The organism is Aeromonas sp. FDAARGOS 1417, from assembly GCF_019046985.1.
In the GTDB taxonomy this organism is placed as follows: Bacteria; Pseudomonadota; Gammaproteobacteria; order Enterobacterales; family Aeromonadaceae; genus Aeromonas; species Aeromonas veronii.
In genome coordinates this window covers 1013231-1039033 of the sequence record NZ_CP077221.1, presented here as the reverse complement: position 1 = coordinate 1039033, position 25803 = coordinate 1013231, and the positions used below count along the sequence as shown (strand labels likewise).

General features: G+C 57.8%; 23 protein-coding genes, 4 tRNA genes and 1 riboswitch. Of the genes, 10 read left to right on the top strand and 17 right to left on the bottom strand.

All coding sequences use genetic code 11. The features are described 5' to 3' along the window. Positions 1-71: 71 nt before the first annotated feature. Positions 72-476, bottom strand: coding sequence for an H-NS family nucleoid-associated regulatory protein (locus I6L47_RS04570; protein WP_216948770.1), 405 nt, complete (start codon positions 474-476; stop codon positions 72-74). Between the two features lie 302 nt (positions 477-778). Beyond that, positions 779-950, top strand: a riboswitch (Lysine riboswitch). Positions 951-1038: 88 nt separating this feature from the next. On the opposite strand from I6L47_RS04570, the gene I6L47_RS04565 reads away from it, so the two are divergent. Both I6L47_RS04565 and I6L47_RS04560 read left to right on the top strand, forming a co-directional pair. Next, complete coding sequence (locus I6L47_RS04565; protein ID WP_005359896.1) at positions 1039-2619, top strand: Na+/H+ antiporter NhaC family protein; 1581 nt, start codon at positions 1039-1041, stop codon at positions 2617-2619. Positions 2620-2710: 91 nt separating this feature from the next. Beyond that, positions 2711-3292, top strand: a complete 582-nt coding sequence (locus I6L47_RS04560; protein WP_005351181.1) for a thymidine kinase — start codon at positions 2711-2713, stop codon at positions 3290-3292. Between the two features lie 78 nt (positions 3293-3370). Here I6L47_RS04560 and I6L47_RS04555 read toward each other — a convergent pair whose 3' ends face one another. Next, positions 3371-4708: a flavohemoglobin expression-modulating QEGLA motif protein gene (locus I6L47_RS04555; RefSeq protein WP_005337120.1), complete on the bottom strand. Its 1338-nt coding sequence runs from the start codon at positions 4706-4708 to the stop codon at positions 3371-3373. 158 nt (positions 4709-4866) lie between these two features. On the opposite strand from I6L47_RS04555, the gene I6L47_RS04550 reads away from it, so the two are divergent. Both I6L47_RS04550 and I6L47_RS04545 read left to right on the top strand, forming a co-directional pair. Next, positions 4867-5322, top strand: a complete 456-nt coding sequence (locus tag I6L47_RS04550; RefSeq protein WP_005337119.1) for a YbjN domain-containing protein — start codon at positions 4867-4869, stop codon at positions 5320-5322. A 134-nt stretch (positions 5323-5456) separates the two neighbouring features. Beyond that, a tRNA-Ser gene (locus tag I6L47_RS04545) sits at positions 5457-5544 on the top strand. Positions 5545-5835: 291 nt separating this feature from the next. Here I6L47_RS04545 and I6L47_RS04540 read toward each other — a convergent pair. The 8 genes from I6L47_RS04540 to I6L47_RS04505 form a co-directional block, all read right to left on the bottom strand. Continuing rightward, on the bottom strand, positions 5836-6558 hold the full coding sequence (locus I6L47_RS04540; protein WP_216948769.1) for a virulence factor: 723 nt from the start codon (positions 6556-6558) through the stop codon (positions 5836-5838). Between the two features lie 11 nt (positions 6559-6569). Continuing rightward, the gene (gene mprF, locus I6L47_RS04535; RefSeq protein ID WP_216948768.1) at positions 6570-9119 is read right to left on the bottom strand and encodes a bifunctional lysylphosphatidylglycerol flippase/synthetase MprF; all 2550 of its coding nucleotides are present in this window, start codon (positions 9117-9119) and stop codon (positions 6570-6572) included. 153 nt (positions 9120-9272) lie between these two features. Next, on the bottom strand, positions 9273-9455 hold the full coding sequence (locus I6L47_RS04530) for a hypothetical protein (RefSeq protein WP_076494658.1): 183 nt from the start codon (positions 9453-9455) through the stop codon (positions 9273-9275). A gap of 54 nt (positions 9456-9509) precedes the next feature. Then, positions 9510-10835, bottom strand: coding sequence for a two-component system sensor histidine kinase RstB (gene rstB, locus I6L47_RS04525; RefSeq protein WP_216948767.1), 1326 nt, complete (start codon positions 10833-10835; stop codon positions 9510-9512). Between the two features lie 21 nt (positions 10836-10856). Then, positions 10857-11567: a two-component system response regulator RstA gene (rstA, locus tag I6L47_RS04520; protein WP_216948766.1), complete on the bottom strand. Its 711-nt coding sequence runs from the start codon at positions 11565-11567 to the stop codon at positions 10857-10859. Between the two features lie 312 nt (positions 11568-11879). Next, positions 11880-11955: transfer RNA gene (locus I6L47_RS04515), tRNA-His, on the bottom strand. 52 nt (positions 11956-12007) lie between these two features. Then, positions 12008-12084 (bottom strand) — tRNA-Arg (locus I6L47_RS04510). A gap of 37 nt (positions 12085-12121) precedes the next feature. After that, positions 12122-12198: transfer RNA gene (locus I6L47_RS04505), tRNA-Pro, on the bottom strand. Between the two features lie 213 nt (positions 12199-12411). On the opposite strand from I6L47_RS04505, the gene folD reads away from it, so the two are divergent. Then, on the top strand, positions 12412-13266 hold the full coding sequence (gene folD / locus I6L47_RS04500; protein WP_005346435.1) for a bifunctional methylenetetrahydrofolate dehydrogenase/methenyltetrahydrofolate cyclohydrolase FolD: 855 nt from the start codon (positions 12412-12414) through the stop codon (positions 13264-13266). A gap of 116 nt (positions 13267-13382) precedes the next feature. Here folD and cspD read toward each other — a convergent pair whose 3' ends face one another. Continuing rightward, positions 13383-13601, bottom strand: a complete 219-nt coding sequence (gene cspD / locus I6L47_RS04495; protein WP_005300025.1) for a cold shock-like protein CspD — start codon at positions 13599-13601, stop codon at positions 13383-13385. A 229-nt stretch (positions 13602-13830) separates the two neighbouring features. On the opposite strand from cspD, the gene clpS reads away from it, so the two are divergent. Then, complete coding sequence (gene clpS, locus I6L47_RS04490) at positions 13831-14148, top strand: ATP-dependent Clp protease adapter ClpS (RefSeq protein WP_005337111.1); 318 nt, start codon at positions 13831-13833, stop codon at positions 14146-14148. A gap of 59 nt (positions 14149-14207) precedes the next feature. Continuing rightward, entirely contained in the window at positions 14208-16463 is a 2256-nt protein-coding gene (clpA, locus tag I6L47_RS04485) for an ATP-dependent Clp protease ATP-binding subunit ClpA (RefSeq protein ID WP_005337110.1), read from the top strand. A gap of 68 nt (positions 16464-16531) precedes the next feature. On the opposite strand, the gene infA is transcribed toward clpA, so the two are convergent. The 3 genes from infA to aat all read right to left on the bottom strand — a co-directional run bounded on the left by infA (position 16532) and on the right by aat (position 18239). Then, complete coding sequence (gene infA, locus I6L47_RS04480; protein ID WP_005300033.1) at positions 16532-16750, bottom strand: translation initiation factor IF-1; 219 nt, start codon at positions 16748-16750, stop codon at positions 16532-16534. A gap of 68 nt (positions 16751-16818) precedes the next feature. Further along, the gene (locus I6L47_RS04475) at positions 16819-17535 is read right to left on the bottom strand and encodes an arginyltransferase (protein WP_019445526.1); all 717 of its coding nucleotides are present in this window, start codon (positions 17533-17535) and stop codon (positions 16819-16821) included. Further along, positions 17532-18239 carry a leucyl/phenylalanyl-tRNA--protein transferase gene (gene aat / locus I6L47_RS04470; protein WP_019445527.1) on the bottom strand — a complete coding sequence of 236 codons (708 nt, stop codon included), beginning with the start codon at positions 18237-18239 and terminating at the stop codon, positions 17532-17534. The genes I6L47_RS04475 and aat overlap by 4 nt, the downstream gene beginning before the upstream one ends. Positions 18240-18258: 19 nt before the next feature. On the opposite strand from aat, the gene I6L47_RS04465 reads away from it, so the two are divergent. Further along, entirely contained in the window at positions 18259-18729 is a 471-nt protein-coding gene (locus I6L47_RS04465; protein ID WP_005359981.1) for a glycine zipper 2TM domain-containing protein, read from the top strand. 108 nt (positions 18730-18837) lie between these two features. On the opposite strand, the gene I6L47_RS04460 is transcribed toward I6L47_RS04465, so the two are convergent. From I6L47_RS04460 to ald, 3 genes are all read right to left on the bottom strand, one after another. Beyond that, positions 18838-20085 (bottom strand): diguanylate cyclase, encoded by a 1248-nt coding sequence (locus I6L47_RS04460; RefSeq protein WP_216948765.1) that lies wholly within the window; start codon positions 20083-20085, stop codon positions 18838-18840. A gap of 62 nt (positions 20086-20147) precedes the next feature. After that, positions 20148-21098 carry a thioredoxin-disulfide reductase gene (gene trxB / locus I6L47_RS04455; RefSeq protein ID WP_019445530.1) on the bottom strand — a complete coding sequence of 317 codons (951 nt, stop codon included), beginning with the start codon at positions 21096-21098 and terminating at the stop codon, positions 20148-20150. 185 nt (positions 21099-21283) lie between these two features. Next, positions 21284-22399, bottom strand: a complete 1116-nt coding sequence (gene ald / locus I6L47_RS04450) for an alanine dehydrogenase (protein WP_058059143.1) — start codon at positions 22397-22399, stop codon at positions 21284-21286. A gap of 150 nt (positions 22400-22549) precedes the next feature. Here ald and lrp point away from each other — a divergent pair, with 150 nt between their 5' ends. Beyond that, entirely contained in the window at positions 22550-23041 is a 492-nt protein-coding gene (lrp, locus tag I6L47_RS04445; RefSeq protein WP_005300047.1) for a leucine-responsive transcriptional regulator Lrp, read from the top strand. Positions 23042-23243: 202 nt separating this feature from the next. Next, positions 23244-25760, top strand: a complete 2517-nt coding sequence (locus tag I6L47_RS04440; RefSeq protein ID WP_302056615.1) for a DNA translocase FtsK — start codon at positions 23244-23246, stop codon at positions 25758-25760. The last annotated feature ends 43 nt before the right edge of the window (positions 25761-25803 follow it).

Sequence of the window (25803 nt, the reverse complement as noted above, 5' to 3'; positions counted from 1 at the left end):
GATATGTCACATTTAAGTGATAATAAAAAACCTCGCCTTGGCGAGGTTTTTTATTAGCAACGAGATTGAGATCAGATAGCAAAATCTTCCAGTGATTTGCCTGCTGCTACTGCGCTGGCAATAGCCGAAGGCATACGGCCCTGGCCGGTCCAGGTTTTCTCTACGCCATTATCCTGATAGCGATATTTGGCCGGACGTGGCGCCCGCTTGGATTTTTCTGATTTGCCGGGGTTGGTCGCGACAGCGCTTACCAATTCTGCCGGGTCAATACCGGCGGCTTTCAGCATTTCGCTATATTCGTTAATTTTCCGCAGATGCTCTTCACGGGACTGACGCTCGGCAGCTTCATCCTGCTGACGTTCAGCAACGATAGTAGAGAGTTTTTCCAGTGCATCTTCCAGTTGTTCCAGAGAAAGCTCGCGGCAGGTCGCACGCAGACTGCGGATATTAAGCAGTACCTTTAAAAATTCATTCATAGGAGTTACCACGTCGAGTCAGAGAAAAATATTATGTTCCAGCTGATTCTTGCTTGGTGATTTAAATAAGTCAAGCCGGGTTAAATATAATATCCGTGGGGAACATCAATACAGATATTTAATATGGCCTGCAATAGGCTTGGAGATTGGATGCCAATGAAACCGCAGCAGGTGAAAATAGCGTCAAAACTGGTGTTGTTGCATCATTTGACTACCATTTTTCGACCTTGATATGTTTATCGTGACTATTTAATCAAAAAACTTGCTATAAGCTGCCATCTCGATAAAATATGCGGCGAATACCTTTAAGTAGAGGCGCGCTGCCTATGAGTATTTGTGCGGAGGGTGATGCCTGTGATGCACAAGGAAAGGAGTCAGCGCCGAAGTGGCCAGGCCATCATACCGGGCTGCTGGTTCTGCATCTAATAGGTGCAGGACTGCCATAGTCATCCACTATGGAGCGCTACCTGAAGGGGCTGAGGAGTATAACCTCCCCATAGGTTTTGTTTCTTTAGATCCTCTCGGTAGATCTCCACCTGTAATCTTTAGGTGCAAAGAGATCATGGACATTAGTCATTTCGCCGACTCCGGTTGGTCCGTTCTTCCCCCCCTGTTGGCTGTCGCGCTGGCGATCATGACCCGCCGCGTGCTGCTGTCCCTTGGTGTGGGCATCGTCACCGGCAGTTTGCTGCTCAATCAGTTTTCACCCCTCGAATCCCTGCATTACATGTTGAATACCGTGCTCAAGATCTTCTGGGTCGATGGCGCGCTCAATCGTGACAACGTCAACATGATCCTGTTTATGCTGCTGCTGGGTGGCCTCATCAGCCTGATGAGCGTCTCCGGGGCGACCCGTGCCTTTGCCGAGTGGGCCGAGCGTCGTGCCAAGACCCGCAAGGGCGCCAAAGCCCTGACTGGCATGATGGTGTTTGCCTTCTTTATCGATGACTTCTTCCACAGCCTGTCGGTGGGGGCCATCTGCCGTCCGGTGACCGACCGCTTCCAGATCTCCCGTGCCAAATTGGCCTATCTGCTGGACTCCACCGCGGCGCCGGTCTGCGTGCTGATGCCCATCTCCTCTTGGGGCGCCTATATCATCGCTCTGGTTGGCGGCATCATGGCGGCACACGGTCTGACTGAACAGAGCCCCATCGCGGCATTTGTCGAGATGATCCCGATGAACCTCTACGCCGTCTTCACCCTGATCATGGTGCTGGTGGTGATTGCATTCCAACTCGATATCGGCCCGATGCGTCAACACGAAGCGTGGGCGCTGGAAGGCAAGCTGTGGGATGAGTCCAAGGGCCGCCCCATCGGTCTGGATATGGAGAGCCCGGAGGAGAGCAACGGCGGCATGATCGACATGGTACTGCCGATCCTGACCCTGACCGCCGCCACCATCTATTTTATGATCGATTCCGGTGCTGCGGTGCTGAGCGAGAAAGGGCTGCCCTTCAGCGTGCTCGGCTCGTTCGAAAATACCAACGTCGGCTCTTCGCTGGTCTACGGTGCCCTGTGCAGTCTGGTGGTCTCCATCGGTCTGGCGATGCGCCTGAAGCTGGGAGCCAAGAACTGGATCAAGGCCGCTCCGCAGGGCGTCATGGCCATGCTGCCAGCCATCAACATCCTGCTGTTTGCTTGGACCATAGGTGCCGTGGTGCGTGACGTGGAGACCGGCAAGTACCTGGCTTCGCTGGCTAACGGCAACCTGCCGATCGAAGTGCTGCCTGCTGTGGTCTTTATCCTCTCCTGTGCCATGGCGTTTGCCACCGGCACCAGCTGGGGTACCTTCGGCATCATGCTGCCGCTGGCCGGTGACATGGCCGCCGCCAGCGACATCAGCCTGATGCTGCCGATGCTGGCTGCGGTACTGGCTGGCTCGGTGTTCGGGGATCACAGCTCACCCATCTCCAGCACCAGCATCCTCTCTGCCACCGGTGCCGGTTGCCATCACATCGATCACGTGATGACCCAGCTGCCCTATGCACTGGCCATCGCCTTCGGCGCGGCCATCGGTTACCTGGCGATGGGCTTGATGCACTCCAGCCTGGCCGGTTTCAGTGTCAGTGCCCTCTGGTTCGTGCTCTTTACCGGCTATCACCTGAAAAAGGCCAAAGCGCGGCCAGTGTTGGCCACCGCGTAACATTTATAGAGCAAGGGGCCCGCGGGCCCCTTGGTTTTGTCAGGGGCTTTGGTTAGCATGCGCCCCATAAATTCAGTTTCGGAACAGTATCATGGCTTCACTGCACTACAAATTTGCCACCATGAATTCAGGCAAATCCACCCAGCTCATTCAGGCGCACTTCAACTATCTGGAGCGGGGCATGCATCCTCTGGCGATGACGCCAGCCATCGATGACCGTTTCGGGGTCGGGGTGATCAGTGCCCGGGTTGGCCTTGAACTGAAGGTGGACGTGTTCAGCGACAGCTGCGATCTGTTTGAAATGGTGAAAGCGCGCCATGCGAAGAAACATATCGATGTCTTTATCGTGGACGAGGCCCAGTTCCTGACCCGTGAGCAGGTCTACCAGCTGGCCCGCATCGTCGATGAGCAGGATATTCCGGTGATGGCCTATGGCCTCAAGACCGATTTTCGCGGCGAGCTGTTCCCGGGCTCCTACCATCTGCTCTGTCTGGCCGACAAGTTTGAAGAGCTGAAGAGCATCTGCTGGTGTGGCAACAAGGCTCACATGAACTCCCGGGTCAACGAAGCGGGGCAGGTGATGCGTGATGGCGAACAGGTGGAGATCGGCGGCAACGATCGCTATGTGTCGCTCTGTCGCAAACACTATCTCGAAGGTCGGGCTTACAAGTAATTCGGCTGCGATATTTGAATCGTCGAGCAGGGCGCCAATCTGGCGCCCTTTTTATTTTCCTGCTTGCTTCTCTGCGGTTCAGTCGATCTCGATATCCACCGGCGCAATGATGGGGTCGGCCACCGGCAGGCGTTGAAATAGCTGGCGGAAATGGTGCTGTACCCGGCCGATATCGACCAGTGACATGCCGGAGGCAAAACCGAACCAGACATAGAGGCCGGTGAGATCGCGAAACATCGGCGGCAAATAGCGGGGAGCGGCGATCAGCCCCTCCAGATAGTGCTGATAGAGCACCGGAATGTCATCCAGCGTCACCTTGCCGACAAACAGCATTGGCAGGATCTCGGGCACCCCTTCCAGCACGGCGCTGCGGATAAAATTGACCGTCTCCACATAGCCACGCACGTAGGAGAGATCCTTGGTAAAGCAGGCTCCGCCGCCCACCATGCCGCCACGAAAGACCCGCTGGGTGATCTTGTAGGCGTCGTGCTCGCTGGTGCCCTGCTGCACGAAATGCTGAAACACCTCGATAAAATCGGCGCCGCGCTCGGCCATGTCGATGGCCATCACCCGATCGGAGATACGCTTGGCCCGATCCGGAAAGGAGCTGAAGGTGAGGGTCTCTATCAGGACGGCCAGCCCCTCCTGACAGGCGGTGATCCGCGGTGAACCGGCGCTCAGCCAGGTGGCATAAGGCTGCTGGCGACCGTTGAGGGTGGTGCCGACATGGACCCACCCCTCGTGTACCTCCAGCACCTGCAAGTCCAGCTCGGAGAAACGGGCGTGGGAGTTGAGCTTGATGTAGTCGCCACCGGCCGCTGCATCGGAGACGATGCCATCGCTCAGCTTCACCTGCACAGTGCCGTCACTGAAGTAGCTCGACAGCTTGCCCTGCAGTTTGGCGACCGCGGCCTCTCCTTCGAACTCCTTGGGGTAGGGGCGCACCAGATGGCGGGCGCCGGGCAGGGAGAAGATATCGCACAGGCGGGCGCCCAGCTCCTTGAGAGTCTTGCGATCCCCGCGCAGGTGATCGCTGGCAGAGCCATAAAGCAGCTGGCTGTAACGCTGAAAATCGGGTTGGCCGCGCTGGCGCAGCATCTCGATCACCACCATGTACTGATCGACCGTCTCTTGAAGGATCCGGCCAAGATCGTCCTGTGGCCCCAGTTTTCTGCGGATCCGGTCCCGCAGCTCCTTGAGCTCCAGATACTTGTTGCGCGGATCGAAGCCGAGGGGGAGGGCATCATAGAAGTGCCTGTCGATAGCGGGCAGCTCCCTGCCACCGCTTGCCAGAAAGCGATCCTGCAGATGGCGTGGCCATTTGATGGCATCCAGAATGCGGATGGGTTTTTGCAGGGTGAGCAGCTCATCCGAGAGTGATTTCAGATGAAGGCGATACTTTTCTTGGATAGTCATGGGGCCCCCTGTGGGGCAAGCGTCATCGTGGATTTGGCTGAGTATATGCATAGCGCTTGCCAAAAAGAAGCGAGCCGCAGGGTTATCGGGTTGGCGTGCTTTTTGTTGATAGCAAATTGGTTTAGACTGCGCCCCTTGATCCCAATCTTGTCGTGGAAATGATGAATATCCCCAGCTCCGAAATGATAATGCGTTGGTTGCAACAGGCTCGTATCGAGCACTATGTCTGCGACCAGTGTCACGGTATCCACATTGTCTCTTTGCAGTCGGTCGATGGTATTCAGGAGAGCCGGATCTTCGTGGAAGAGGAAGGCCTGCTGTTCTCCTCCGAGCTGGAAGTGCGCCCCTCCGCAATGCTGCCGCTGGTTGCCGAACTGGGCCGACTCAATATGCAGTACCCCTCCCTCAAGGTGTTCCTCGATATCATCGATGACAACCTGCCGCGGCTGGTTGTCGGCCACACCGTCTTTACCAAGGCCGGACTCAGCGTCGAGCAGTTCCTGCTGTTCGTGCAAAGCACTATCGCCGCAACCCACGAACTGGTTGCCGAATGCGAACGTTCCGGCTTCCTCAACCTGCCGGAAATCCAGGTCGCACCGGAATCTGTGCATTAAGTGTTCGAACGGTTCGCCAGGTGAAAAAAGCCGTTGACGCGGGCGGGGCTTTCCCCTAAATTACGCCCCGTTCCAGCTCAACAGCGTAGCGAACTCCGTGTTGGCTGAACACGTTAAACCACAGACCAAAATTTGGTGAGGTGTCCGAGTGGCTGAAGGAGCACGCCTGGAAAGTGTGTATACGGCAACGTATCGAGGGTTCGAATCCCTCCCTCACCGCCACATTGCAAAGCCCTGATGGAAACATCAGGGCTTTTGTTTTACGGAGCAATCTCCAGCGTGGTTGCTGGCATAGGAATGCGAATCTTCGTTCTTGATGGCGCATCAGGCTGAGCCGCTTGGGCAATCGCAGTGAAATGCCTTGGTGACCTTGACGCCACGGCCAATCCATTGGTCGAGCCTTTTAAAGTTTCCGCCCAATTCAGTACAAGGGCCTCTCGAAAGAGAGGCCCTTTTCATTGCTCGCTGATTTGCCCTGCTCGGCACTTGAAAGGCATTCCGTGGTGATACGGGTTAATGCTCCACAGTCAGTGGGTCCGGGGGCAGGTTCAGATGCTTGGTGATGGCCTGATAGAGCTGGGGGTAGTTATCGTCAAAATGGTGTCCTCCCGGCAGGGTGATGCTGGTGACGTTGGGCTGGTTGAGACGGGGACAGAGGCGGTCGCCGTCATCGTCATCGGCGCCTTGCAGGCAGAGCATCGGCAGATCGCGGATGGTCTTCACCTGCGGCTCGGTCGGGTAGCTACGTGTCTTGTGGGTCAGCATGTCGCTGACGTGGATCTCGAAATCCGAGCTGGTGGAGGGGGAGAGCATCACGGCCCCGACCAGCCCTTGACGATAGTGCTCCGGCAACCGGTTGATGACGAAGGGGGCAATCTCGGCACCAAACGAGAAGCCGACCAGCAGCCAGCGGGGGCGCTGCCAGCGGGCTTGATAATCGTCGAGGATCCGCTCCAGATCGGCGGTCACCTGCTCCGGGGTTTTCTTCTTCCAGTAGTAGGTGAGGGAGCTCCAGCCCACGACCGGCATGCCGTGCAGCTGAAACTGGGCGCTCAACCCCTTGTCGAGGGCCGCCCAGCCGCCATCGCCGCTGAGAAACACCACCATGGGGGCGTCGGATGGCTGCTTGACCGACAGCTCAATCAGGCTCAGGTCATCCTTGACCGGGGCGGCATGCGCCGCAAAAGATGAAACGGGCAGTACGAGACTGAGTAACAGCAAAATCAGGGCTCTCATTGGCCATGCTCCTATTTCTTGATCAGCCCCAACGGGCCGCGGCTAATCAGGGTGATCAGGTGAGTCAGGGTTCTGGGCAGTACCAGCTTGCTGCTGCAGAGCAGGTAGCGGGGTTCCCAGCGGGGCGAAAATTTCTCCTTGTAGCGTCTGAGCCCCTGAAAGTTGTAAAAACGGCTGCCACGGATGAACAGGGTATTGCCAAGGCGGGCCCAGTAGCTGCCGAGCGGGTGATCGTTGAAGCCGGACATGGGGGCCATCCCCAGATTGAAGCTGGCGTACCCTTGCGCCTTGCCCCACAGCAGCAGTTCGACAAAGAGAAAATCCATGATGGGGGCAGTGCCGGTATCCAGGCTGTAGCGCATCAGATCGATGGAGAGCATCTCCTTGCTATCGCTCACCCAGAGGTTGGCAAAGCCGACGATCTGCCCCTCGTGCCATACCAGCGCAGCCGGGCTCAAAGTCAGGTAGTCAGGCTCGAAACGGCCGACCGAGAAGCCCTTCTCCTTGCCCATCTTGCTCTGCAGCCAGGTATCGGAGACGGTTTGCAATCTGGGCAGCAGGGGGGCCACGGCACCTGCCTCGACCACCTCGAAGGTCAACCCTTCCCGCTTGCCCTTGGCGTGGCTCTGGCGCAGGTTGCGCAGGCGGCTGCCCGCCAGATCGAAGGTAGCCAGATCGACCATCGCCTCTTCACCGAGCTTGAAGGGGATCAGCCCGAGCTCCAGATAGAGTGGCAGATAGCGGGCCGAGACCTGATAAAAGACCGGGTTGGCGTCGTGCTCGTCGCACCGCTCGCGAAATTGCCAGAGCAGCTCTTCGATCTGCTCGGGGCGACCGACCGGATCCCCCATCACAATCCAGCTGCTGCCCTCGATGCCATACATCAGGAAGGCGTCACCGGCGGGATGGAACAGCAGGGACTTGTCCTGCAACTGGGCCAGGTAGCCGTGGATCCCCCCTTCGCGCACCACCAGCTCGTGGGCGCGCGCCAGCGTCTCCTTGTCCGGTTTTTCACCGACCACGCGCAGCGGCGCAAGCAGCTGGGCAACCCCGGCCACGGCCAGCACGGCCACCACGCTCCCCATGGCGCGCAGGCCGCGGGCAGCCCCGCCGTGGGGCGAGAAGTGGAACCAGAGGGCGTGGTCATACTCCACCTGACGGTAGGAGAAGAGCAGCAGCCACAGCGCTCCCAGCAGCACGGCGCCGACTGAAATGAGCCAGCCCGGGGTGTACTGGGGATAGAGCAGCGACCCCTTGCGATAGAAGAGGGAGCGGCAGGGGGTCATGATGAGCAGGACGCTGCCAAGCATCAGGGCTGACTCCCAGTCACCCCCCTTGAGCAGGGAGAAGGCGATACCCAGAGCCAGCAGCAGCTGGGTGATGCGAAACGCGGCGTCGTGACGGCGATAGAGGCTGCGCGCCAGCAGGATCAGGAGGATACCGCTCACGCTGCCGAGCACGTGGGAGAGCTCCAGCAGATGGAGCGGCAACACCTGCAGCCACACCTCGATGTGGCTGCGCATGGTCGGGATCATCCCCGAGCAGAGCAGCAGGCTGCCGGCGGCGAAGGTGCCCATGCTGATAAGGGCAGGCAGAAATTCGCGCACTGCGCTCATCAGCCCCTGTAGCCGCTGCCAGCGCGCTTTTTGTTGCAGCATCTCCTGACTCGCAAAGAGCAGCAGGGCACAGAGAAAGGGAAGCAGATAATAGATGCAGCGGTAGAGCAGCAGCGAGGCGAGCAGCTTGTCGGCCGGCAGGTAGTGGGCCAGCAGCAGGCTCATACTCGCTTCGAACACGCCGATCCCGCCCGGCACGTGGGCCAGTACCCCGAGGAAGCTGGCCAGCACGAAGGCACTGAGCAGCACAGGGTAGGGGACGCTATCTGCAGGCAACAGCACAAACAGCATGGCGGCGGCGGCCATCCAGTCGGCCAGCGCGACCAACAGTTGCAACAGACGTATCCGAAAGCCCGGCAGGGTCAGGGTGTGTTTCCGCCAGGAGAGACGGTGTGTGGGCCAGCAGAGGTAGCTGGCCACCAACAGCAGAGCCATGACGCCCGCCAGCCTGAGCAGGGTATCTGCCCACTGCGGCCAGTCAGGCAGCAGCTGTGATACATCGCAGGTCAGTAGGGCGCCACCTCCCCACGCCAGCAGGCCGAGGAAAAAGGTGATGGAGCAGAACAGCACCACGCGGGCCACTTCCCCGGTGGCGAGCCCCAGTGCGGAGTAGAGGCGATAGCGTACCGAGGTGCCGGTCAGCAGGGCAAATCCCAGGGTGTTGGAGAAGGTGTAGGCGATAAAGGAGGTGATGCTGACCTGTTGCCAGGGAAGGCGCTTGCCCAGCGCATGGAGCGCCAGTATGTCATAGCTGCAGAGGCAACCATAACTGAGCAGGGTCAGCAACAGGGCCCCCGCCAGTCGCGGCAGGGGTTGGGACCAGATGGCCACACGAATATCGTGCCAGTGCCATGCCTGGGTCAGGTGATACAGCACGGTCAGTGCGGTGCCGAGCAGCAGCAAACTGCACAAGGGGCCGAGCCATTTAAACAGATGACGCCACATGCCATGTTCCTGTGGTCATTGACCGTTTCCCGCAAAGGGGGAGCCGGGTCGTGGATCCGGTTTGGACGAGGGAGACGCTCGTCAGGAAAATTTCGGGAAGAGATGGAAAGGGAGGCGTCAGCCTCCCTCTGTGTTATACAGTGACCGGTTGGATCACTTGGTTTTCGGCGCGACTTTGACGGCAGGGGTCTTGGCGTGGGTGGTTTTATGGTGTTTTTTCACCACCTTGGTCTGGGTCGCCTGCGGTGTGGCTGTCTTGGTCGGAGTAGCCGCCATGGTGAAACCGGAAGTGAGGGCGAAGACGGCAGCCAGGGTCAGGGGAATGATCTTTTTCATGTTCAATTTCCTTATTCGGGTTGATGTTATGGAGCGTTCTCCATGACAGTCATCCTATGACGGTTGCAGCGGCCCTTCAGTGAGCGGTTGGTGACGGTTTGTATCCAAATGTACAGGCAGGGTGAGGCAGAAGCGGGCGCCGTGGTCACTGGCCAGCAACGCCACATCCCCCCCGTGATGACGGGCAATGCTGCGCACGATGGCCAGCCCCAGTCCGGTGCCGCCGGTGCGACGATCCCGGCTCTGATCAAGGCGTACGAACGGCTCGAAGATCTGGGGCGCCAGCGCCGGATCGATCCCCGGCCCATTGTCGCTCACCTCCAGCAGATAGTTCTCCTGCAGCCGCGAGATGGAGAGGGTAACCTCGCTCTCGGCGTAGCGCAGGGCATTACCGATGAGGTTCTCCACCGCGCGCGTCAGCAGACGCTGATCGCCGCACCAGGGCATGTGGCGTGGCGGCAGATCGAGGGTGAGCCTCTTCTCGGGTGCCAGCGCTTGCCAGTCGCCGAGATGCGCTTGTGCCCAGTGACTGAGCTCCAGCTCGTCGCGCTGCAACGGCAGCTCGGGTCTATCCAGCCTGGCATAGGTGAGCATCTCTTCGATCAGGGCGTCCAGCGCTCCCAGATCTCGCTCCAGCGCCTGCTGCTCCTGCTCGGCAGGGGCAGGATCGAGCATGGCAAGCCGATAGCGCAACCGGACCAGCGGGGTGCGCAACTCGTGGGCGATGGCATCGGTCAGTTGCTTGCGGCTGGCAATCATGGCCTGCAATTGGGTCGCCATTTGATCGAAGGTGCGTCCCACCCGGGCCAGACTGCTGCCCGGTGGCAGATTGGTTCGGCAGGAGAGATCCCCATCGCCTACGCGACGTGCGGTTTGCTCCAACTGCTGCAATCCGCGCCAGTGGGGACGCAACCAGAGAAGAATGGGCAGGCCAAGGGATAGGCCGATCACCAGCAGCAGCCCCACATCGACCCAGTGCAGCTCGTGCAGGTAGGAGAGGTAGGGTACAGGGCCGACAATCAGCACCCGGTCGGTATCGGGGATGCGCTGCAGGAAGGTGTCATCCTCCTCGACGATGACAATGTTGCCGGCAGCCAGAAAGGCTTGATCCTCGCTGGCCAGCGGCTGGTGCACCAGCTCGCCGATCTTGAGGGGGAGGGTAAACTGACTGCTCTGCTCGGCCAGTCGATCGGGCCAGCGCTCTGGCGGGGTTCTTGCCAACTCGCCGGTCAACAGGCCAAGAGAGCCCTGCATCATGCGTTCGAGATAGCGATCACCCGCCCGTTCGGCGGTCACCTGATAGACCACGCCCACCAGCAGGATGGCCAGGGTGAAGCAGCCGATCAGTAACAGATAGAACTGGATAAAGAGACGGCGCATGGCGGTGCTCCCGAATGAGGGTTATTCCCAGGCGTGGGGGACGAAGAGGTAGCCTTTCTGGCGCACCGTCTTGATCCGGGTCGGGTTGTCGGGGTTATCACCCAGTTTGCGGCGCAGGCGGGAGATGGCCACATCCATGCTGCGATCCTGACCGTCGTACTCCCGGCCGCGCAAGCTGCGAAAGAGGGCTTCCCGACTCAAGATTTGGCCCGCGTGGCAGGCGAGCTCCCACAGCAGATCAAAGTCGGCGGTCGAGAGAGCAATGCTCTCGCCATCGAGCCGCACATCTCGCCCCGGGCCATCCACCCGCAGCCGACCAAATTGCAGCTGCTGGGGAACGCAGCTGGTGGCGGCCGGTTGGGTTGATGCTTGCTGGTGCTGGCGAAACTGCACCCTCAGTCTGGCCAGTAGCACGGGGGGCGGGGTGGTTTTAAGGATGTAGTCGTTGGCGCCCAGCTCCAGACTTAGGATCTGGTTCATGTCGCTATCCAGCGAGGTGAGCATTACGATGGGGCCGTCGAAGCGCGGCCGCAGATCCCGACAGAGGGACATGCCATCCTGCCCCGGCAACATGATATCGAGCAGCACCAGGTCGGGCTGTTCAGCCTCGACCCGGGCCAGTGCCAGATCTCCTCTGGGCTCAAGGATCACGTCCATATCGTGGCGACCGAGCCAACTGCTGATGAGCTGGCCAATCTCGGGATCATCTTCGACAAAAAGAATGCGTTGCATAGAAAAGCTCCAACGGAAAGCAGGAGAGAAGAAGAGCGATCAGCATATCAATGGCGCCTGGGAAATACAGAAAAAGAACCGGGCAGGCTGATGTGTGGGGGAGTGTGGCTGTGTGTATCGATGGGGAGGCGCACATCGTGACAAATGGGCAGAGCCGCGTTTATCGAGCTGGAGGATGACCTTGCAGACAAGGCAAGGCGCTGTCGAGTGAAAAACAAAAAACCGGCCTTGGCCGGTTTTTTATGGTACTGACCAGAAGGTCGCTGCACCAGTTCGATGGACATCACCTTGCGGCGATTATCGACAGAATAATGGGGTGGCTGATGGGGCTCGAACCCACGACAACCGGAATCACAATCCGGGACTCTACCAACTGAGCTACAGCCACCACTGAAATCTTCATCAACGCTCGCCAATCCAGAAGGATTGGGGAACATCAATGGCGCGCCCTGCAGGATTCGAACCTGCGACCCACGGCTTAGAAGGCCGTTGCTCTATCCAACTGAGCTAAGGGCGCTTTGTATCAACACGTCTTAAGGACGAGTCGATGAACATGGTCGGTGATAAAGGATTCGAACCTTTGACCCTCTGGTCCCAAACCAGATGCGCTACCGGACTGCGCTAATCACCGAAAATCCCTGACCAGCATATCGACATGAGTCGTACTGGGCAACGGGCGGGCATCATAGCCAAGCGTAAGGGGCAGCGTCAACGACTTTTTCCCCCAGTAAATTCAAGTGCCTACTTATTGCCCGCTACCGGTCTGGCGTGCGTCTGCCGCTAACATCCCGGCTAAAAAAATGCGACAATGCGCGGCAGTTGAACACATGGTGAGTGGAGAACGATGTCTGCCAAAATCATAGATGGAAAACAGGTTGCGCAAACGATTCGCAGCCAGGTCGCGGCGCAAGTCCAACAGCGGTTGGCGGCAGGGAAACGGGCTCCTGGGCTGGCAGTCATTCTGGTGGGGGCGGATCCCGCCTCTCAGGTCTATGTCGGCAGCAAACGCCGGGCATGTGAGGAGGTGGGTTTTCTCTCCCGCTCCTATGACCTGAGTGCCACTGCCAGTCAGGAAGAGCTGCTGGCGCTGATTGATCAGCTGAATGCGGATAGCCACGTAGATGGCATTTTGGTTCAGTTGCCGTTGCCGGATCACTTTGATACCACTCAGGTGCTGGAGCGGATCCAGCCTGACAAGGATGTAGATGGGTTTCACCCGTATAACGTCGGTCGTCTGGCCCAACGTATTCCGGCGCTGCGCCCCTGCACCCCGAAAGGGATCATGACGCTGATCGAGACCACCGGCGTGAAGACGCACGGTCTGCATGCTGTCGTGGTGGGAGCGTCCAACATAGTGGGGCGTCCCATGACTCTCGAATTGCTGCTGGCGGGCTGCACAACCACGACCTGTCACCGCTTTACCCGGGATCTGGAAGATCAGGTACGCCGTGCCGATCTGTTGGTTGTCGCAGTCGGCAAGCCCAACTTCATCCCGGGCGAGTGGATCAAACCGGGGGCTCTGGTAATCGATGTGGGCATCAATCGCCTGGCTGATGGCTCGCTGGTCGGGGATGTGGAGTTTGAGACGGCGCGCAGCCATGCCTCCTTCATTACCCCGGTACCCGGTGGCGTGGGCCCGATGACGGTCGCCAGCCTGATGGAAAATACCCTGATCGCCTGTAGTGAATATCACGACTGATCAGGCTGGCGATAACCCTGTGATCCCGTGAGGAGGCAGGACTCGCCAGAAATCTGACAATAAAAAACCGGTTGCTCAGAGAGGAACCGGTTTTTTATTTATCCAACGGGTGTTATTTACATATTTTGTGCTTCGTTTGGCACAATCACAGAGGCGTGATTTCCTTTCGGCCCCTGTTGCAGTTCAAAATTGACAGCCTGACCCGCTTTCAGGGTCTTGTAGCCCTCCATTTGAATCGTGGAGTAGTGAGCGAAGATATCCTCACCGCCCCCTTCCGGACAGATAAACCCAAATCCTTTTGCGTTGTTAAACCACTTAACTGTGCCGGTTGCCATACTTCTACATCCTTTTATTGATTACCCAGAAGTCGTTGAGTAACCTGCGCCAGCCCTTTATAACTAGGGACATGGGCCCATAGCAGACGGGCACAGATTAGCAAGTAACCAATCTAGTCTAACTTTTGAGCGAGTCAAGAAGTTGTTAACAGCTGATGTGATCTGGTTAACAAGTCTATTGACAACCTTGTGTTAGACGGTAGTAATCTAGAGGTACCAAAGCGCGATTATGAGCAAGCAGAAAGAACTCTTTGCTAATGAAGAGATTGCAGAAGCAGAGAAAACAAAGCTGCAGCCGCCACCCATGTATAAGGTTGTGTTGAACAACGATGACTACACGCCCATGGAGTTTGTGGTGGAGGTGCTGCAAAAGTTCTTTGGTATGGATTTGGACAAGGCGACTCAGGTCATGCTGAGTGTGCATTATAGTGGTAAGGGTGTCTGCGGCATGTTTACCGCAGAGATCGCCGAAACCAAGGTTGTCCAGGTCAACACCTATGCACGTAACAACGAACATCCACTGCTCTGTACTATGGAAAAGGCTTGAATCTGATGACTTGATGGCGAGTGTGACACCACATTGTAGCTGTACTAGGGGAGGTGCCTATGTTGAATAAAGATCTAGAAAAGACGCTGAACGAGGCTTTCAAACTGGCCCGCGACGAGCGCCACGAATTCATGACCGTCGAGCACCTGTTGTTAGCCCTTCTGGATAACAGTTCAGCCCATGAGGCGCTGAGCTCTTGTGGTGCCGATGTTGAGCAGATGCGCAAGGAGATCCGCGCATTCATCACCCAAACTACTCCGCTCATACCGCGCGATGATGAAGATCGGGAAACCCAGCCGACACTGGGCTTCCAGCGCGTGTTGCAGCGTGCCGTCTTCCATGTGCAATCCTCCGGCAATACCGAAGTCAGCGGCGCCAACGTGCTGGTTGCTATCTTCAGTGAGCAGGAGTCACAAGCTGCCTATTTCCTGAAAAAAGCCGAGATCAGCCGTCTCGACGTCGTCAATTTCCTCTCCCACGGGGTTCGCAAGGACAGCAAGCCTGATCTCGGCAGCAATAACAATCCCGAGTCTGATGATGATGTCTCGGCCGCCCAGATCGAGAGTTTTGCCACCAACCTAAACCAGCTGGTGCTGGAAGGGCGCATCGATCCGCTGATTGGCCGTGATCAGGAGCTCAATCGTACCATTCAGGTGCTCTGCCGTCGTCGCAAGAACAACCCGCTGCTGGTGGGTGAAGCGGGTGTGGGCAAAACCGCTATTGCAGAAGGCTTGGCCTATCGCATCGTCAAGGGGGATGTCCCCGAGGTGATTGCGGGCAGTACCATCTATTCGCTGGATATGGGTTCTCTGCTGGCGGGCACCAAATACCGTGGGGATTTCGAGAAGCGCCTCAAGGTACTGCTCAAGCAGATTGAGCGTCAGGAAGGGGCCATCCTCTTTATCGACGAGATCCATACCATCATCGGTGCCGGTGCGGCATCCGGTGGTCAGCTGGATGCAGCCAACCTGATCAAGCCGCTGCTCTCCAATGGTTTGCTCCGCTGTGTGGGATCCACCACTTATCAGGAGTATGCCCAGATCTTCGAGAAAGACCGTGCGCTGGCCCGCCGCTTCCAGAAGATCGATATTGTCGAGCCGACTATCGATGACACCACTCGCATCCTGATGGGGCTCAAGAGTCGCTATGAAGCTCACCACGGCGTACGCTATACCGCCAAGGCGATCCGTGCAGCTGCCGAGCTCTCTGCCAAGTACATTAATGATCGTCACCTACCCGACAAGGCGATCGATGTGATCGACGAGGCAGGCGCCGGTCAACGGTTGCTGCCTGCGAGCAAGCGCAAGAAAGTGATCAATGTGCAGGAAATTGAGTCCATTGTGGCCAAGATCGCCCGCATTCCGGAAAAATCAGTCTCCTCTTCAGATAAAGAAGTACTGAAGAACCTGGAGCGCAATCTGAAGATGGTGGTCTTTGGTCAGGATAAAGCCATCGAGGTGCTGACCGATGCGATTCGCCTCTCTCGTTCAGGTTTGGGTAACGAGCGTCGCCCGGTTGGTTGCTTCCTCTTCGCTGGCCCGACCGGGGTAGGCAAGACCGAGGTCACCCAGCAGCTTGGCAAGGCGCTGGGTGTGGAGATGCTGCGCTTTGATATGTCCGAGTACATGGAACGTCACACCGTCTCACGTCTGATTGGTGCGCCTCCCGGCTATGTCGGTTTTGAGCAGGGTGGTCTGCTGACTGATGCGGTGATCAAGCATCCTCATTCCGTTGTGTTGCTTGACGAAATTGAGAAAGCTCACCCGGACGTATTCAATCTGCTGTTGCAGGTGATGGACAACGGCACCCTGACCGACAACAACGGGCGCAAGGCGGATTTCCGTAACGTGATTTTGGTGATGACTACCAACGCAGGTGTGCAGGAGACCCAGCGTAAATCGATTGGCTTCCAGCAACAGGATTTGAGCCACGATGCCATGGCGGTGATCAACAAGACCTTCAGTCCGGAGTTTCGTAACCGGCTTGATCACACCATCTGGTTCAACCATCTCGATATGACGGTGATTCATCAGGTGGTCGACAAGTTTATTGTCGAATTGCAGGTTCAACTGGATGCGAAGGGAGTTTCTCTCGAGGTGTCCGAGCGTGCCCGCCACTGGTTGGCAGAGAAGGGATATGACAGAGCCATGGGCGCCAGACCTATGGGGCGGGTGATCCAGGAGCACCTCAAGAAACCCCTGGCCAACGAGATCCTGTTCGGTTCACTGGTTGACGGGGGAATTGTGAAGGTTGAGTTGGTAAATGACAGCCTCAGCTTTGATTTTCAGGTCAATGTTGAAGCTGTTTCCCACTAAGCGTCAGTGATCAGAAAACGACAAAAAACCCCAACCGAAAGGTTGGGGTTTTTTGCTGAATTCCTGGCTTAGCGAGAGCGGAAAACAATACGTCCCTTGGAGAGATCGTAGGGAGTCAGTGCTACCGTTACTTTGTCTCCAGTCAGGATACGAATGTAGTTTTTGCGCATCTTGCCTGAAATATGAGCGATAACCACGTGACCATTCTCCAGTTCCACACGGAACATGGTATTGGGCAGGGTTTCGAGAATAGTGCCCTGCATCTCAATACTGTCTTCTTTAGCCATTGAATCCTCTTGATAAGCCACAACAAAAAACCGCTGGATCATGCCGGATTTAAGGCTATGTGTAAAGTTTACTCGGGCTTGGTGTCGATATTTTTCCATTCCCCCTGAATTAACAGCTCGTGAGGGAGGTAATTGCGTTTGTAATTCATCTTGCGACACGCCTCTACCAGATAGCCAAGATAGAGCCAGCTTCGCCCGGTTCTCCTGGCCAGATCGAGCTGGCAGAGGATGGCAAAGGTGCCCAAGGAGCGATCGGCATAATCCGGATCGAAGAAGGTGTACATGGCGCTCAAGGAGTGGGGTAGCAGGTCTGTGGTGGCCACGCCGATAAGACGGCCCTCCTTGCGCATCTCTAGATAGAGTGGCGGCATCCAGTCACAATGGAGAAAACCGCGATACTGGCTGCGGTTGGGGGGATACATGCTGCCATCGTGGTGGCGTTCGCGGATATAGCGTTCGTAGAGCAGGTAATACTCGGGTTTGTCATCGTAGCTCAGGACGATCTCGATATCCCTGTTGAGCTGGCGGATCCGCTTCTGGCCGCGGCTGGGACGAAAGCGTTCGCTGTGAATACGAAGGGACTGGCAGGCATGGCACGCCGGGCAGTGGGGGCGATAGATGTCGTTGCCACTGCGGCGAAAACCGGCAGTCAACAATCGCTCGTAACCGTTGGCGTTGAGCAGATTGTGATCCATCAGCACCAGCAACTGCTCCTGTTCATGGTCCAGATAACTGCAGGGATGCTTGGGAGTCAGCCCTACTTTAAGGATCACTTCTTCAGTCATAGGCTGATCTCCCCCTCTTGCCAGCAGGAAGCCAACAGTGGTTGATGGCCAAGGCGCGCCAGCTCAGCCAGAAAACGGGCCCGTGGCCATTCCTCGATACCCAGGGTCGCCAGAAACGGGTTCTGCATCTGGCAATCGATGAGAGCGCCGCGATGGCGGGCGAAGTGGCGACAGAGTGCCACCATGGCAAGCTTGGCGCCGTTATCAATCCGGCTGAACATGGATTCACCGCAAAACAGTCGGCCGATAGAGAGGCCATACAGTCCCGCTTGCAGCTCTCCCTCCTGCCAGATCTCGATAGAGTGGGCATGACCCAGCCGGTGCAACTGCTGGTAGGCCTCGATCATGGGTTGACTGATCCAGGTGCCATCGGCAGTGCGACGAGGGGCGGCGCAGGCGGTAATGACTTCATTAAAGGCGCGATTGACGGAAATATCGAATGGGGTTCGGCGGATAATCTTCTGCAGTGTCCGTCCCACATGGAGTTGGTCGGGACGGATCACCCCGCGGGGATCCGGTGACCACCACAGGGTCGGCTGGTGGGGTTCATTCCACGGGAAGATCCCCTTGTGGTAAGCTGCCAGCAATCTGGCCGGGGAGAGGTCTCCGCCGATCGCCAGCAAGCCGTTGGGCTCTTCCAGCGCATGGCTGGGGTCGGGAAACCAGCAAAGCTCATCATCCAGTTGGGTAAGATAGCGAGACATAAGGCAACGAGGTTCATAGATGAAGGCCATTATCCTGATAGTATCCAGCTTGTTCTGCTTTGTCACGGCGCCCGCCGGGGCGGAGGTCTACCAGCGCAATACCGCGCGGCCGGTCAATCAGGTGGTGTTTGGTCAGGTCGAAACGGTGCGCAATATTACCCAGCGCCAGATCCTGGAGTCCGAGCACTCTGGCTGGAAGACGCTGGGTGGTGCCGTGTTGGGCGGCCTGCTGGGCAACCAGTTTGGCGGCGGTCATGGCCGTGAGATCGCCACCGCCGTCGGGGCGCTCGCTGGTGCTGCGGCTGCGCAGCAATACCAGTCCGGGGGAACCGTGGTGGAAAACAAGTTGGTGGAGCTGCTGATCCGCAACGAGCAAAATGCCCTTATCAACGTGATCCAGGATTATGATCCCGCCATGGTCTTTGCCAATGGAGACAAGGTGCGCATTCTCTACTTCGATGATGGGGTGCGGGTCGACAAGACTTACTGACTTTCGATAGTCATGGTGATGGGGAGACTGTGGCAGGAAAGGAACCCGCAGACTCTCCTGTCGGAAAGTCTGTCGGGCGGTAATACACGGGACTGATGCCCTGAGGATTCAGATAGTTATCTCTTGAGAGACTATCTTGTCGCGACCGGTGTTCTTTGCCTGATAGAGCAGCCGATCCGCTACGCTCAGCGCCTCGTCCATGGATATCCGCCCGACGCTGATCACGCCGTAACTGGCGCGAACAAAGAGCGGGGTTTCCGGTGACAAGGGTTGCTGGCGCAGCTGCTGACGCAGCCCTTCAAGACGCTTGATCAACACGGGGACGGTACAGTGAGGCGCCATCATGGCAAACTCCTCTCCGCCAAACCGGGCGATCATGGCATCGGGGAAGAACTGGGTCAGTAGCCGGGTCAGATGGCAGAGCAGTTGATCGCCGATGGCATGGCCCCAGTGATCGTTGACCTGCTTGAAGTGATCCACATCGAGCACACAGAGTGCAAGAGGCGTCTGCTGGCGCTGATGCTCTTCAAACCATTTTTGCCCTTCGTTGAACCAGTAGCGCCGGTTGTAGAGACCGGTCAGGTAGTCGCGATTGGCTGACTCCTGAATGCTGTTGAACTGCTCGAGCGCTTCCAGATTGTGGCTGACCCGACACTGCAGCTCTTCCGGCTCGAACGGCTGGTTGAGAAAGTCGTTGGCGCCTTGCTTGAGGTAGCGAGCAGAGAGACCGCGTTTGTCCGAGACCGAGATCCCGATAATCGCGAGCTGCTGCTTGCTGTATCGCTCTCTCAGCATCCGCACCAGACTGATGCCATCGATATCCGGCATATAGTAGTCGACCAGTGCCAGCCGGATGTCCGGGTGTTGCTCCAGCATCGCCATCGCTTCACGGGCATGACTGGCCTCATGCACCTGCAACAACTGCTTGCGCAACTGGGCCATGGTGCGGTGACGGGAGGTGCGTGAGTCGTCGACCACCAGCACTTCGATCGACTGGTTGAGATAGAGGCGGTGCACCAGACTGACGGCATATTGCAGCGAGTGGCGCGAATCCTTCATCACATAGTCCAGCACGCCGGTTTCCAGCCAGGCGGCACGTTTATCCTCGCTGATGTCGGCAGTGAGGATCACCACCGGCAAACCTCGAGCCAGCAGCTCGTTGACCGCTTCGCCACGGGGCGCATCCGGCAAGGTCAGGTCCACCAGCGCGACCACATACTCCTCGCCCCGGCAGTGACGGGCACCTTCGAGGGTATCGAAGGCGTCAATCTCGAGGCCAGTTTGCTGGGCAATGGCCTGAGTCAGCATACGGCGGATGGTCAGGCTATCTTCGACAATCAATATCTTCTGTTTCATTAGACTCCTTTAAATAAAAAAGGCATACCGACTGGTATGCCTTATATCACAACTGCGCTTATTTATTGCGCGTCAAGGTAGCGTTCGGCATCGAGGGCTGCCATGCAGCCGGTACCGGCAGAGGTGATCGCCTGACGGTAGTTGTGGTCGGCCACATCGCCGGCAGCGAAGACACCTTCAATGCTGGTCTGGGTGGCAAAACCGTCGAGGCCGCCGCGTACCTTCAGATAGCCGTTTTGCATCTCCAGCTGGCCATCGAAGATCTGGGTATTGGGCTGGTGGCCGATGGCGATGAAGACGCCCATCAGCGGCAGCTCGCTGGTGCTGTTGTCCTGAGTGTTGCGCAGGCGCACACCGGTGACCCCCATCTGATCGCCCAGCACTTCGTCCAGGGTCTGGTGGGTGTGCAGCACGATATTGCCGCTCGCGACTTTGTCGTGCAGACGCTTGATCAGGATCTTCTCGGCCCGGAACTCGTCGCGGCGGTGGATCAGGTGCACCTTCTTGGCGATGTTGGCCAGATACAAGGCTTCTTCAACAGCGGTGTTGCCGCCGCCGATCACCGCCACTTCCTGATTGCGGTAGAAGAAACCGTCACAGGTGGCACAGGCGGAGACGCCGCGCCCCTTGAAGGCCTCTTCGGAGGGCAGACCCAGATACTTTGCGGAGGCGCCGGTCGCGATGATCAGGGCATCGCAGGTGTATTCGCCGTTGTCGCCCTTGAGGCGGAACGGGCGCTGAGTCAGTTCGACACTGTTGATATGATCAAACAGGATGCGGGTATCGAACTTCTCTGCATGCTCTTTCATGCGCTCCATCAGGGCCGGGCCGGTCAGCCCTTCCGGATCACCTGGCCAGTTTTCCACTTCGGTGGTGGTGGTCAGCTGACCCCCTTGCTGCATGCCGGTGATGAGCAGGGGATTGAGGTTGGCGCGGGCGGCGTAGACGGCCGCGGTGTAACCAGCTGGGCCTGACCCTAAGATCAGCAATTTGCTGTGAGTGACTTGGCTCATGATGTCATTTCCGGGATGTGATGAGTTTGCGCGATTGTAGGTAATTCGTGATCCGGGGTCAAAGGCTGGTGAGTCGATTGCACTAATCGTGTTCACAAGGGGTGACATGCAAAATAAAGGAATAAAAAAACCGCCCATCGCGGGCGGATTTTCACTCATCTCCAACTGGCGCAGGCCAGCGCAGATCAGTTCAGCAGGGTCAAGGGATCCGTGTAGGCAAGGCCATGTGCCACGGCCACTTCCTTGCAGGTGAGCTTGCCCTCCATCACGTTGAGCCCGTGCAACAGGTTGGGGTCGCTCAGCAGTGCCTGACGATACCCTTGCTGGGCCAGCTTGATGATAAAGGGGAGGGTGGCATTGTTGAGCGCCACGGTCGAGGTGCGGGCCACCGCCCCCGGCATGTTGGCGACACAGTAGTGCACCACCTCATCGACGATATAGGTCGGATCCTGGTGGGTGGTGGCGTGGGAGGTTTCCACACAGCCGCCCTGATCGATGGCCACATCGACGATGGCAGAACCCGGCTTCATGCGCGCAATGTGGTCACGGCTGACAAGTTTTGGCGCAGTGGCACCCGGCACCAGCACGCCGCCGATGACCAGATCGGCCGCCAGCAGATGGCGCTCCAGCGTCTCGCTGTTGGAGTAAACTACCTTGGCTGCTCCCTGGAACTCGTTATCGAGACGACGCAAGGTATCGACGTTGTTATCGAGGATGGTCACATCTGCGCGCAGGCCAATGGCCATGCGGGCTGCATTGGAGCCGACCACGCCGCCACCGATGATCACCACCTTGGCCGGTTCGACACCGGGTACGCCGCCGAGCAGCACACCGCTACCACCGCGCGATTTTTCCAGCGCTTGGGCACCCGCCTGAATAGACATGCGTCCGGCCACTTCCGACATGGGGGCCAGCAGGGGCAGGCCGCCACGGCCGTCGGTGACGGTTTCATAGGCGATACAGATGGCGCCGCTTTTCAGCAGGGCTTCGGTCTGGGGCAAGTCTGGCGCCAGATGCAGATAGGTGAACAGGGTTTGACCCGGGCGCAGCATGGCACATTCGACAGGCTGAGGTTCCTTGACCTTGACGATCATCTCGGCTTTGGCGAAAACCTCTGCTGCAGAGGCCAAAATTTCGGCTCCAACAGCGATATAATCTGCATCGCTGAAGCCAATGCCGTTTCCGGCACCGCTTTGGACGAAAACAGTATGGTTTCGTGCTGTCAGTTCACGTACACTGGCCGGAACCATGCCTACGCGGTATTCATGGTTTTTTATCTCTTTAGGTACACCGATAATCATGCTATCCCTCGTCTATAGATTGGTGTTTCATGTTGCCAAAATGTTAATCAACATTTGCGCCTAGTATATTCAGGTATTGACAGGATTTGTGACCATAATTATAAAATGACTGGTGATTCTTACCAAAAAATAGCCAAAGGATGGAATAAAATGATGGAAGCTAAGAGTCGGCTAAAGGATTTGGACAGGATTGACCGCAACATTCTTAATGAACTGCAAAAGGATGGCAGGATTTCGAATGTTGAGTTGTCCAAGCGAGTTGGCCTGAGTCCTACACCGTGTCTGGAACGGGTTCGTCGCCTCGAGCGACAAGGTTATATCGAAGGATATGCCGCTATTCTGAACCCTCATTATCTGGACGCATCTCTGCTGGTGTTCGTAGAGATAACCCTCAATCGCGGGGCGCCTGATGTGTTTGAACAGTTCAACAAGGCTGTTCAGGTACTCGAAGAGATCCAGGAGTGTCATCTGGTTTCCGGTGACTTCGACTATCTGCTCAAGACCCGAGTCAGCGACATGTCGGCTTACCGCCGTCTGTTGGGGGAAACCCTGCTGCGTCTGCCCGGTGTCAATGACACCCGCACCTATGTGGTGATGGAAGAGGTCAAGCAGAGCAGTCGTCTGGTGATCAGCACCCGATAAAGCAGGTTATGCCGTGGTATCTTTTCCATATGAGACACCATGACAGTCAGAAACGAGCGGCCGGTCCGCTCGTTTCTTCTTGTAAAGATAATTGCAAATATGGCCCCGTCCCATCAGGCTCTGGCTGACAATCGATGGGCTTTTCGGGGATACTAGGCCCCCTTATTTCCTGCATTACATGTTTTCAGAAAGGAGCCGGAGTTTGGCCGATAAAAAGCTGTTTACTCCTTTATCAGGTACACAACGGATCTTCGAAGCCGTCTTGATCGCCATCACCCTGATGGCTGCTTATCTTCTGCTTGCCCTGTTGTCCTATCATCCCGCTGATCCCGGCTGGTCCCAGACCTCCTGGCAAGGGGAGGTGAAGAACCTCGCCGGTAGTGCCGGTGCCTGGCTCGCCGACATCACCATGTTTACCTTTGGTGCTTTCTCCTATCTGGTGCCGCCGCTGGTGGTACTGCTGGGCTGGAGTCTGTTCTGGCGTCCGAGCCGTCTGCTCGATGTGGATTACCTCACCCTGGGGGTGCGGATCATCGGCTTTATCCTGACTGTGCTCGGCATGTCGGCCATTGCCAGCATGAACTTCAACGATATGCAAAACTTCTCCGCCGGTGGTCTGGTGGGGGATGTGATCGCTTCTGCAGTGGTGCCGCTGTTTGGCGGCGTCGGGGCCAACCTGATGCTGCTCTGCTTCGTGGCAACCGGCATTACCCTGTTTACCGGCTGGTCCTGGCTCACCATCGTCGAGCAGATCGGTGCGGCCTGCACCGGTTCGGTCAGCGCTGTTTACCACTTCCCGACCACCCTTGGCCGCTGGTTGACCGGTGGCTGGCGTCAACCCCGCAACGAGGGGCCGGATCCCTTGCTGGAAGGCGGGGTAGGGGCCATCGCGTTTGATGACGAGGAAGATGAGCCGCACACCAGCTGGACTCGCAAGCCCAAGGCCAAGAACCAGAAGGCTGCCGCCGAAGAGTGGCTGCCGGAACTCGACGACGATACCTTCGAGTTCGATCCCCAGTTTGATGATGAAGATGATGAGCCGGCTCCGGCTGCCAAGCCTAAACGTGCGGTGGCGGCTGCCAATGGGCGCCGCCAGCCGGTACTGGCTGTGGCCGATGACGATGATGAGGACGATCTGGATCTGCCGTGGGCCGAAGGGGACGACGAGGTTGCCGCGCCGGTAGCCGTCGCACCGACCAAGCCCAAGCGTCGTCCGCAATCTACGCTGCCGCCGTTGCCGAGTATCGAACTGCTCGACCGTCCACCCGCCAAGACCCAGATGATGAGCAAGGATGAGCTGGATCGCATGGGGCGTCTGGTGGAGGCCAAGCTTGCCGATTACAACGTGCAGGCCAAGGTGGTCGGTGTCTATCCGGGCCCGGTTATTACTCGTTTCGAGCTGGATCTGGCGCCGGGCATGAAAGCGAGCAAGATCACCAACCTCTCGCGCGATCTGGCCCGCTCCTTGTCTGCCAGCAGCGTGAGGGTGGTGGAAGTGATTCCGGGTAAAACCTATGTGGGGATCGAGCTGCCCAACCGGGTGCGCCAGACCGTTTACCTGCGCGAAACCCTCGACTGCGATGCTTTCCGCGATAGCCGCAACCCGCTCACCATGGGCCTGGGTCAGGACATCGCCGGCGAGCCGGTGGTGGTGAACCTGGCCAAGATGCCGCACCTGCTGGTGGCCGGTACCACAGGTTCCGGTAAGTCGGTGGGGGTCAACACCATGATCATCTCGATGCTCTACAAGTCATCCCCCGATGATCTGCGCTTCATCATGATCGACCCCAAGATGCTGGAACTCTCCGTCTACGAAGGGATCCCTCATCTGCTGACCGAGGTGGTGACCGACATGAAGGACGCCGCCAACGCCCTGCGCTGGTGTGTGGGCGAGATGGAACGCCGTTACAAGCTGATGTCGGCGGTCGGGGTGCGCAACCTCAAGGGCTACAACGACAAGGTGCTGGCCGCCATCGAGGAGGGGGAACCCCTGCTGGATCCGTTGTGGCGCCCGGGTGACTCCATGGATCAGATGCCGCCGGAGCTGGAGAAACTGCCCCACATCGTGGTGGTGGTGGACGAATTTGCCGACATGATGATGATCGTCGGCAAGAAGGTGGAAGAGCTGATCGCCCGTATCGCCCAGAAGGCGCGGGCCGCCGGTATTCACCTTATTCTGGCGACCCAGCGTCCGTCAGTGGATGTGATTACCGGTCTTATCAAGGCCAACATCCCGACCCGTATCTCGTTCCAGGTATCGAGCAAGATCGACTCGCGCACCATCATCGATCAGGGGGGGGCTGAATCCCTGCTTGGTATGGGCGACATGCTCTACATGCCGGCCGGTACCTCCAACCCGACCCGGGTACACGGTGCCTTTGTCGATGACCACGAAGTGCACAAGGTGGTGGCAGACTGGAAACTGCGCGGCGAGCCGAACTACATCGAGGAGATCCTCTCCGGTGAGTCGGGTGGCGAAAGTGGCAGCGGCGAATATGGCGGTGGTGGCGATGAAGAGCTGGACCCCCTGTTCGACGAAGCGGTCGCTTTTGTGGTGGAGTCCCGCCGTGGCTCGACCTCCAGCGTCCAGCGCAAGTTCAAGATTGGTTACAACCGGGCAGCCCGTCTCATCGAGCAGATGGAGAATCAGGGCATCGTCAGCTCACCGGGTGGCAATGGTCAGCGCGACGTGCTGGCACCGCCGCCGGTGCGGGACTAAGCCTCACCGTTTCATACTATCCCTGGCCATGCCCTCCGCGGGC

Bases quoted from the DNA above. Each gene is read 5' to 3' on its own strand.
- clpS (WP_005337111.1), top strand. From the start codon at position 13,831: ATGAGCAAGCAGAAAGAACTCTTTGCTAATGAAGAGATTGCAGAAGCA.
- mprF (WP_216948768.1), bottom strand. From the start codon at position 9,119: ATGTGGCGTCATCTGTTTAAATGGCTCGGCCCCTTGTGCAGTTTGCTG.
- cspD (WP_005300025.1), bottom strand. From the start codon at position 13,601: ATGGCAACCGGCACAGTTAAGTGGTTTAACAACGCAAAAGGATTTGGG.
- trxB (WP_019445530.1), bottom strand. From the start codon at position 21,098: ATGAGCCAAGTCACTCACAGCAAATTGCTGATCTTAGGGTCAGGCCCA.
- I6L47_RS04565 (WP_005359896.1), top strand. From the start codon at position 1,039: ATGGACATTAGTCATTTCGCCGACTCCGGTTGGTCCGTTCTTCCCCCC.
- I6L47_RS04460 (WP_216948765.1), bottom strand. From the start codon at position 20,085: ATGAAACAGAAGATATTGATTGTCGAAGATAGCCTGACCATCCGCCGT.
- folD (WP_005346435.1), top strand. From the start codon at position 12,412: ATGTCTGCCAAAATCATAGATGGAAAACAGGTTGCGCAAACGATTCGC.
- I6L47_RS04540 (WP_216948769.1), bottom strand. From the start codon at position 6,558: ATGAGAGCCCTGATTTTGCTGTTACTCAGTCTCGTACTGCCCGTTTCA.
- I6L47_RS04570 (WP_216948770.1), bottom strand. From the start codon at position 476: ATGAATGAATTTTTAAAGGTACTGCTTAATATCCGCAGTCTGCGTGCG.
- I6L47_RS04530 (WP_076494658.1), bottom strand. From the start codon at position 9,455: ATGAAAAAGATCATTCCCCTGACCCTGGCTGCCGTCTTCGCCCTCACT.
- infA (WP_005300033.1), bottom strand. From the start codon at position 16,750: ATGGCTAAAGAAGACAGTATTGAGATGCAGGGCACTATTCTCGAAACC.
- rstB (WP_216948767.1), bottom strand. From the start codon at position 10,835: ATGCGCCGTCTCTTTATCCAGTTCTATCTGTTACTGATCGGCTGCTTC.
- clpA (WP_005337110.1), top strand. From the start codon at position 14,208: ATGTTGAATAAAGATCTAGAAAAGACGCTGAACGAGGCTTTCAAACTG.
- I6L47_RS04465 (WP_005359981.1), top strand. From the start codon at position 18,259: ATGAAGGCCATTATCCTGATAGTATCCAGCTTGTTCTGCTTTGTCACG.
- rstA (WP_216948766.1), bottom strand. From the start codon at position 11,567: ATGCAACGCATTCTTTTTGTCGAAGATGATCCCGAGATTGGCCAGCTC.
- ald (WP_058059143.1), bottom strand. From the start codon at position 22,399: ATGATTATCGGTGTACCTAAAGAGATAAAAAACCATGAATACCGCGTA.
- lrp (WP_005300047.1), top strand. From the start codon at position 22,550: ATGATGGAAGCTAAGAGTCGGCTAAAGGATTTGGACAGGATTGACCGC.
- I6L47_RS04550 (WP_005337119.1), top strand. From the start codon at position 4,867: ATGATGAATATCCCCAGCTCCGAAATGATAATGCGTTGGTTGCAACAG.
- aat (WP_019445527.1), bottom strand. From the start codon at position 18,239: ATGTCTCGCTATCTTACCCAACTGGATGATGAGCTTTGCTGGTTTCCC.
- I6L47_RS04560 (WP_005351181.1), top strand. From the start codon at position 2,711: ATGGCTTCACTGCACTACAAATTTGCCACCATGAATTCAGGCAAATCC.
- I6L47_RS04555 (WP_005337120.1), bottom strand. From the start codon at position 4,708: ATGACTATCCAAGAAAAGTATCGCCTTCATCTGAAATCACTCTCGGAT.
- I6L47_RS04475 (WP_019445526.1), bottom strand. From the start codon at position 17,535: ATGACTGAAGAAGTGATCCTTAAAGTAGGGCTGACTCCCAAGCATCCC.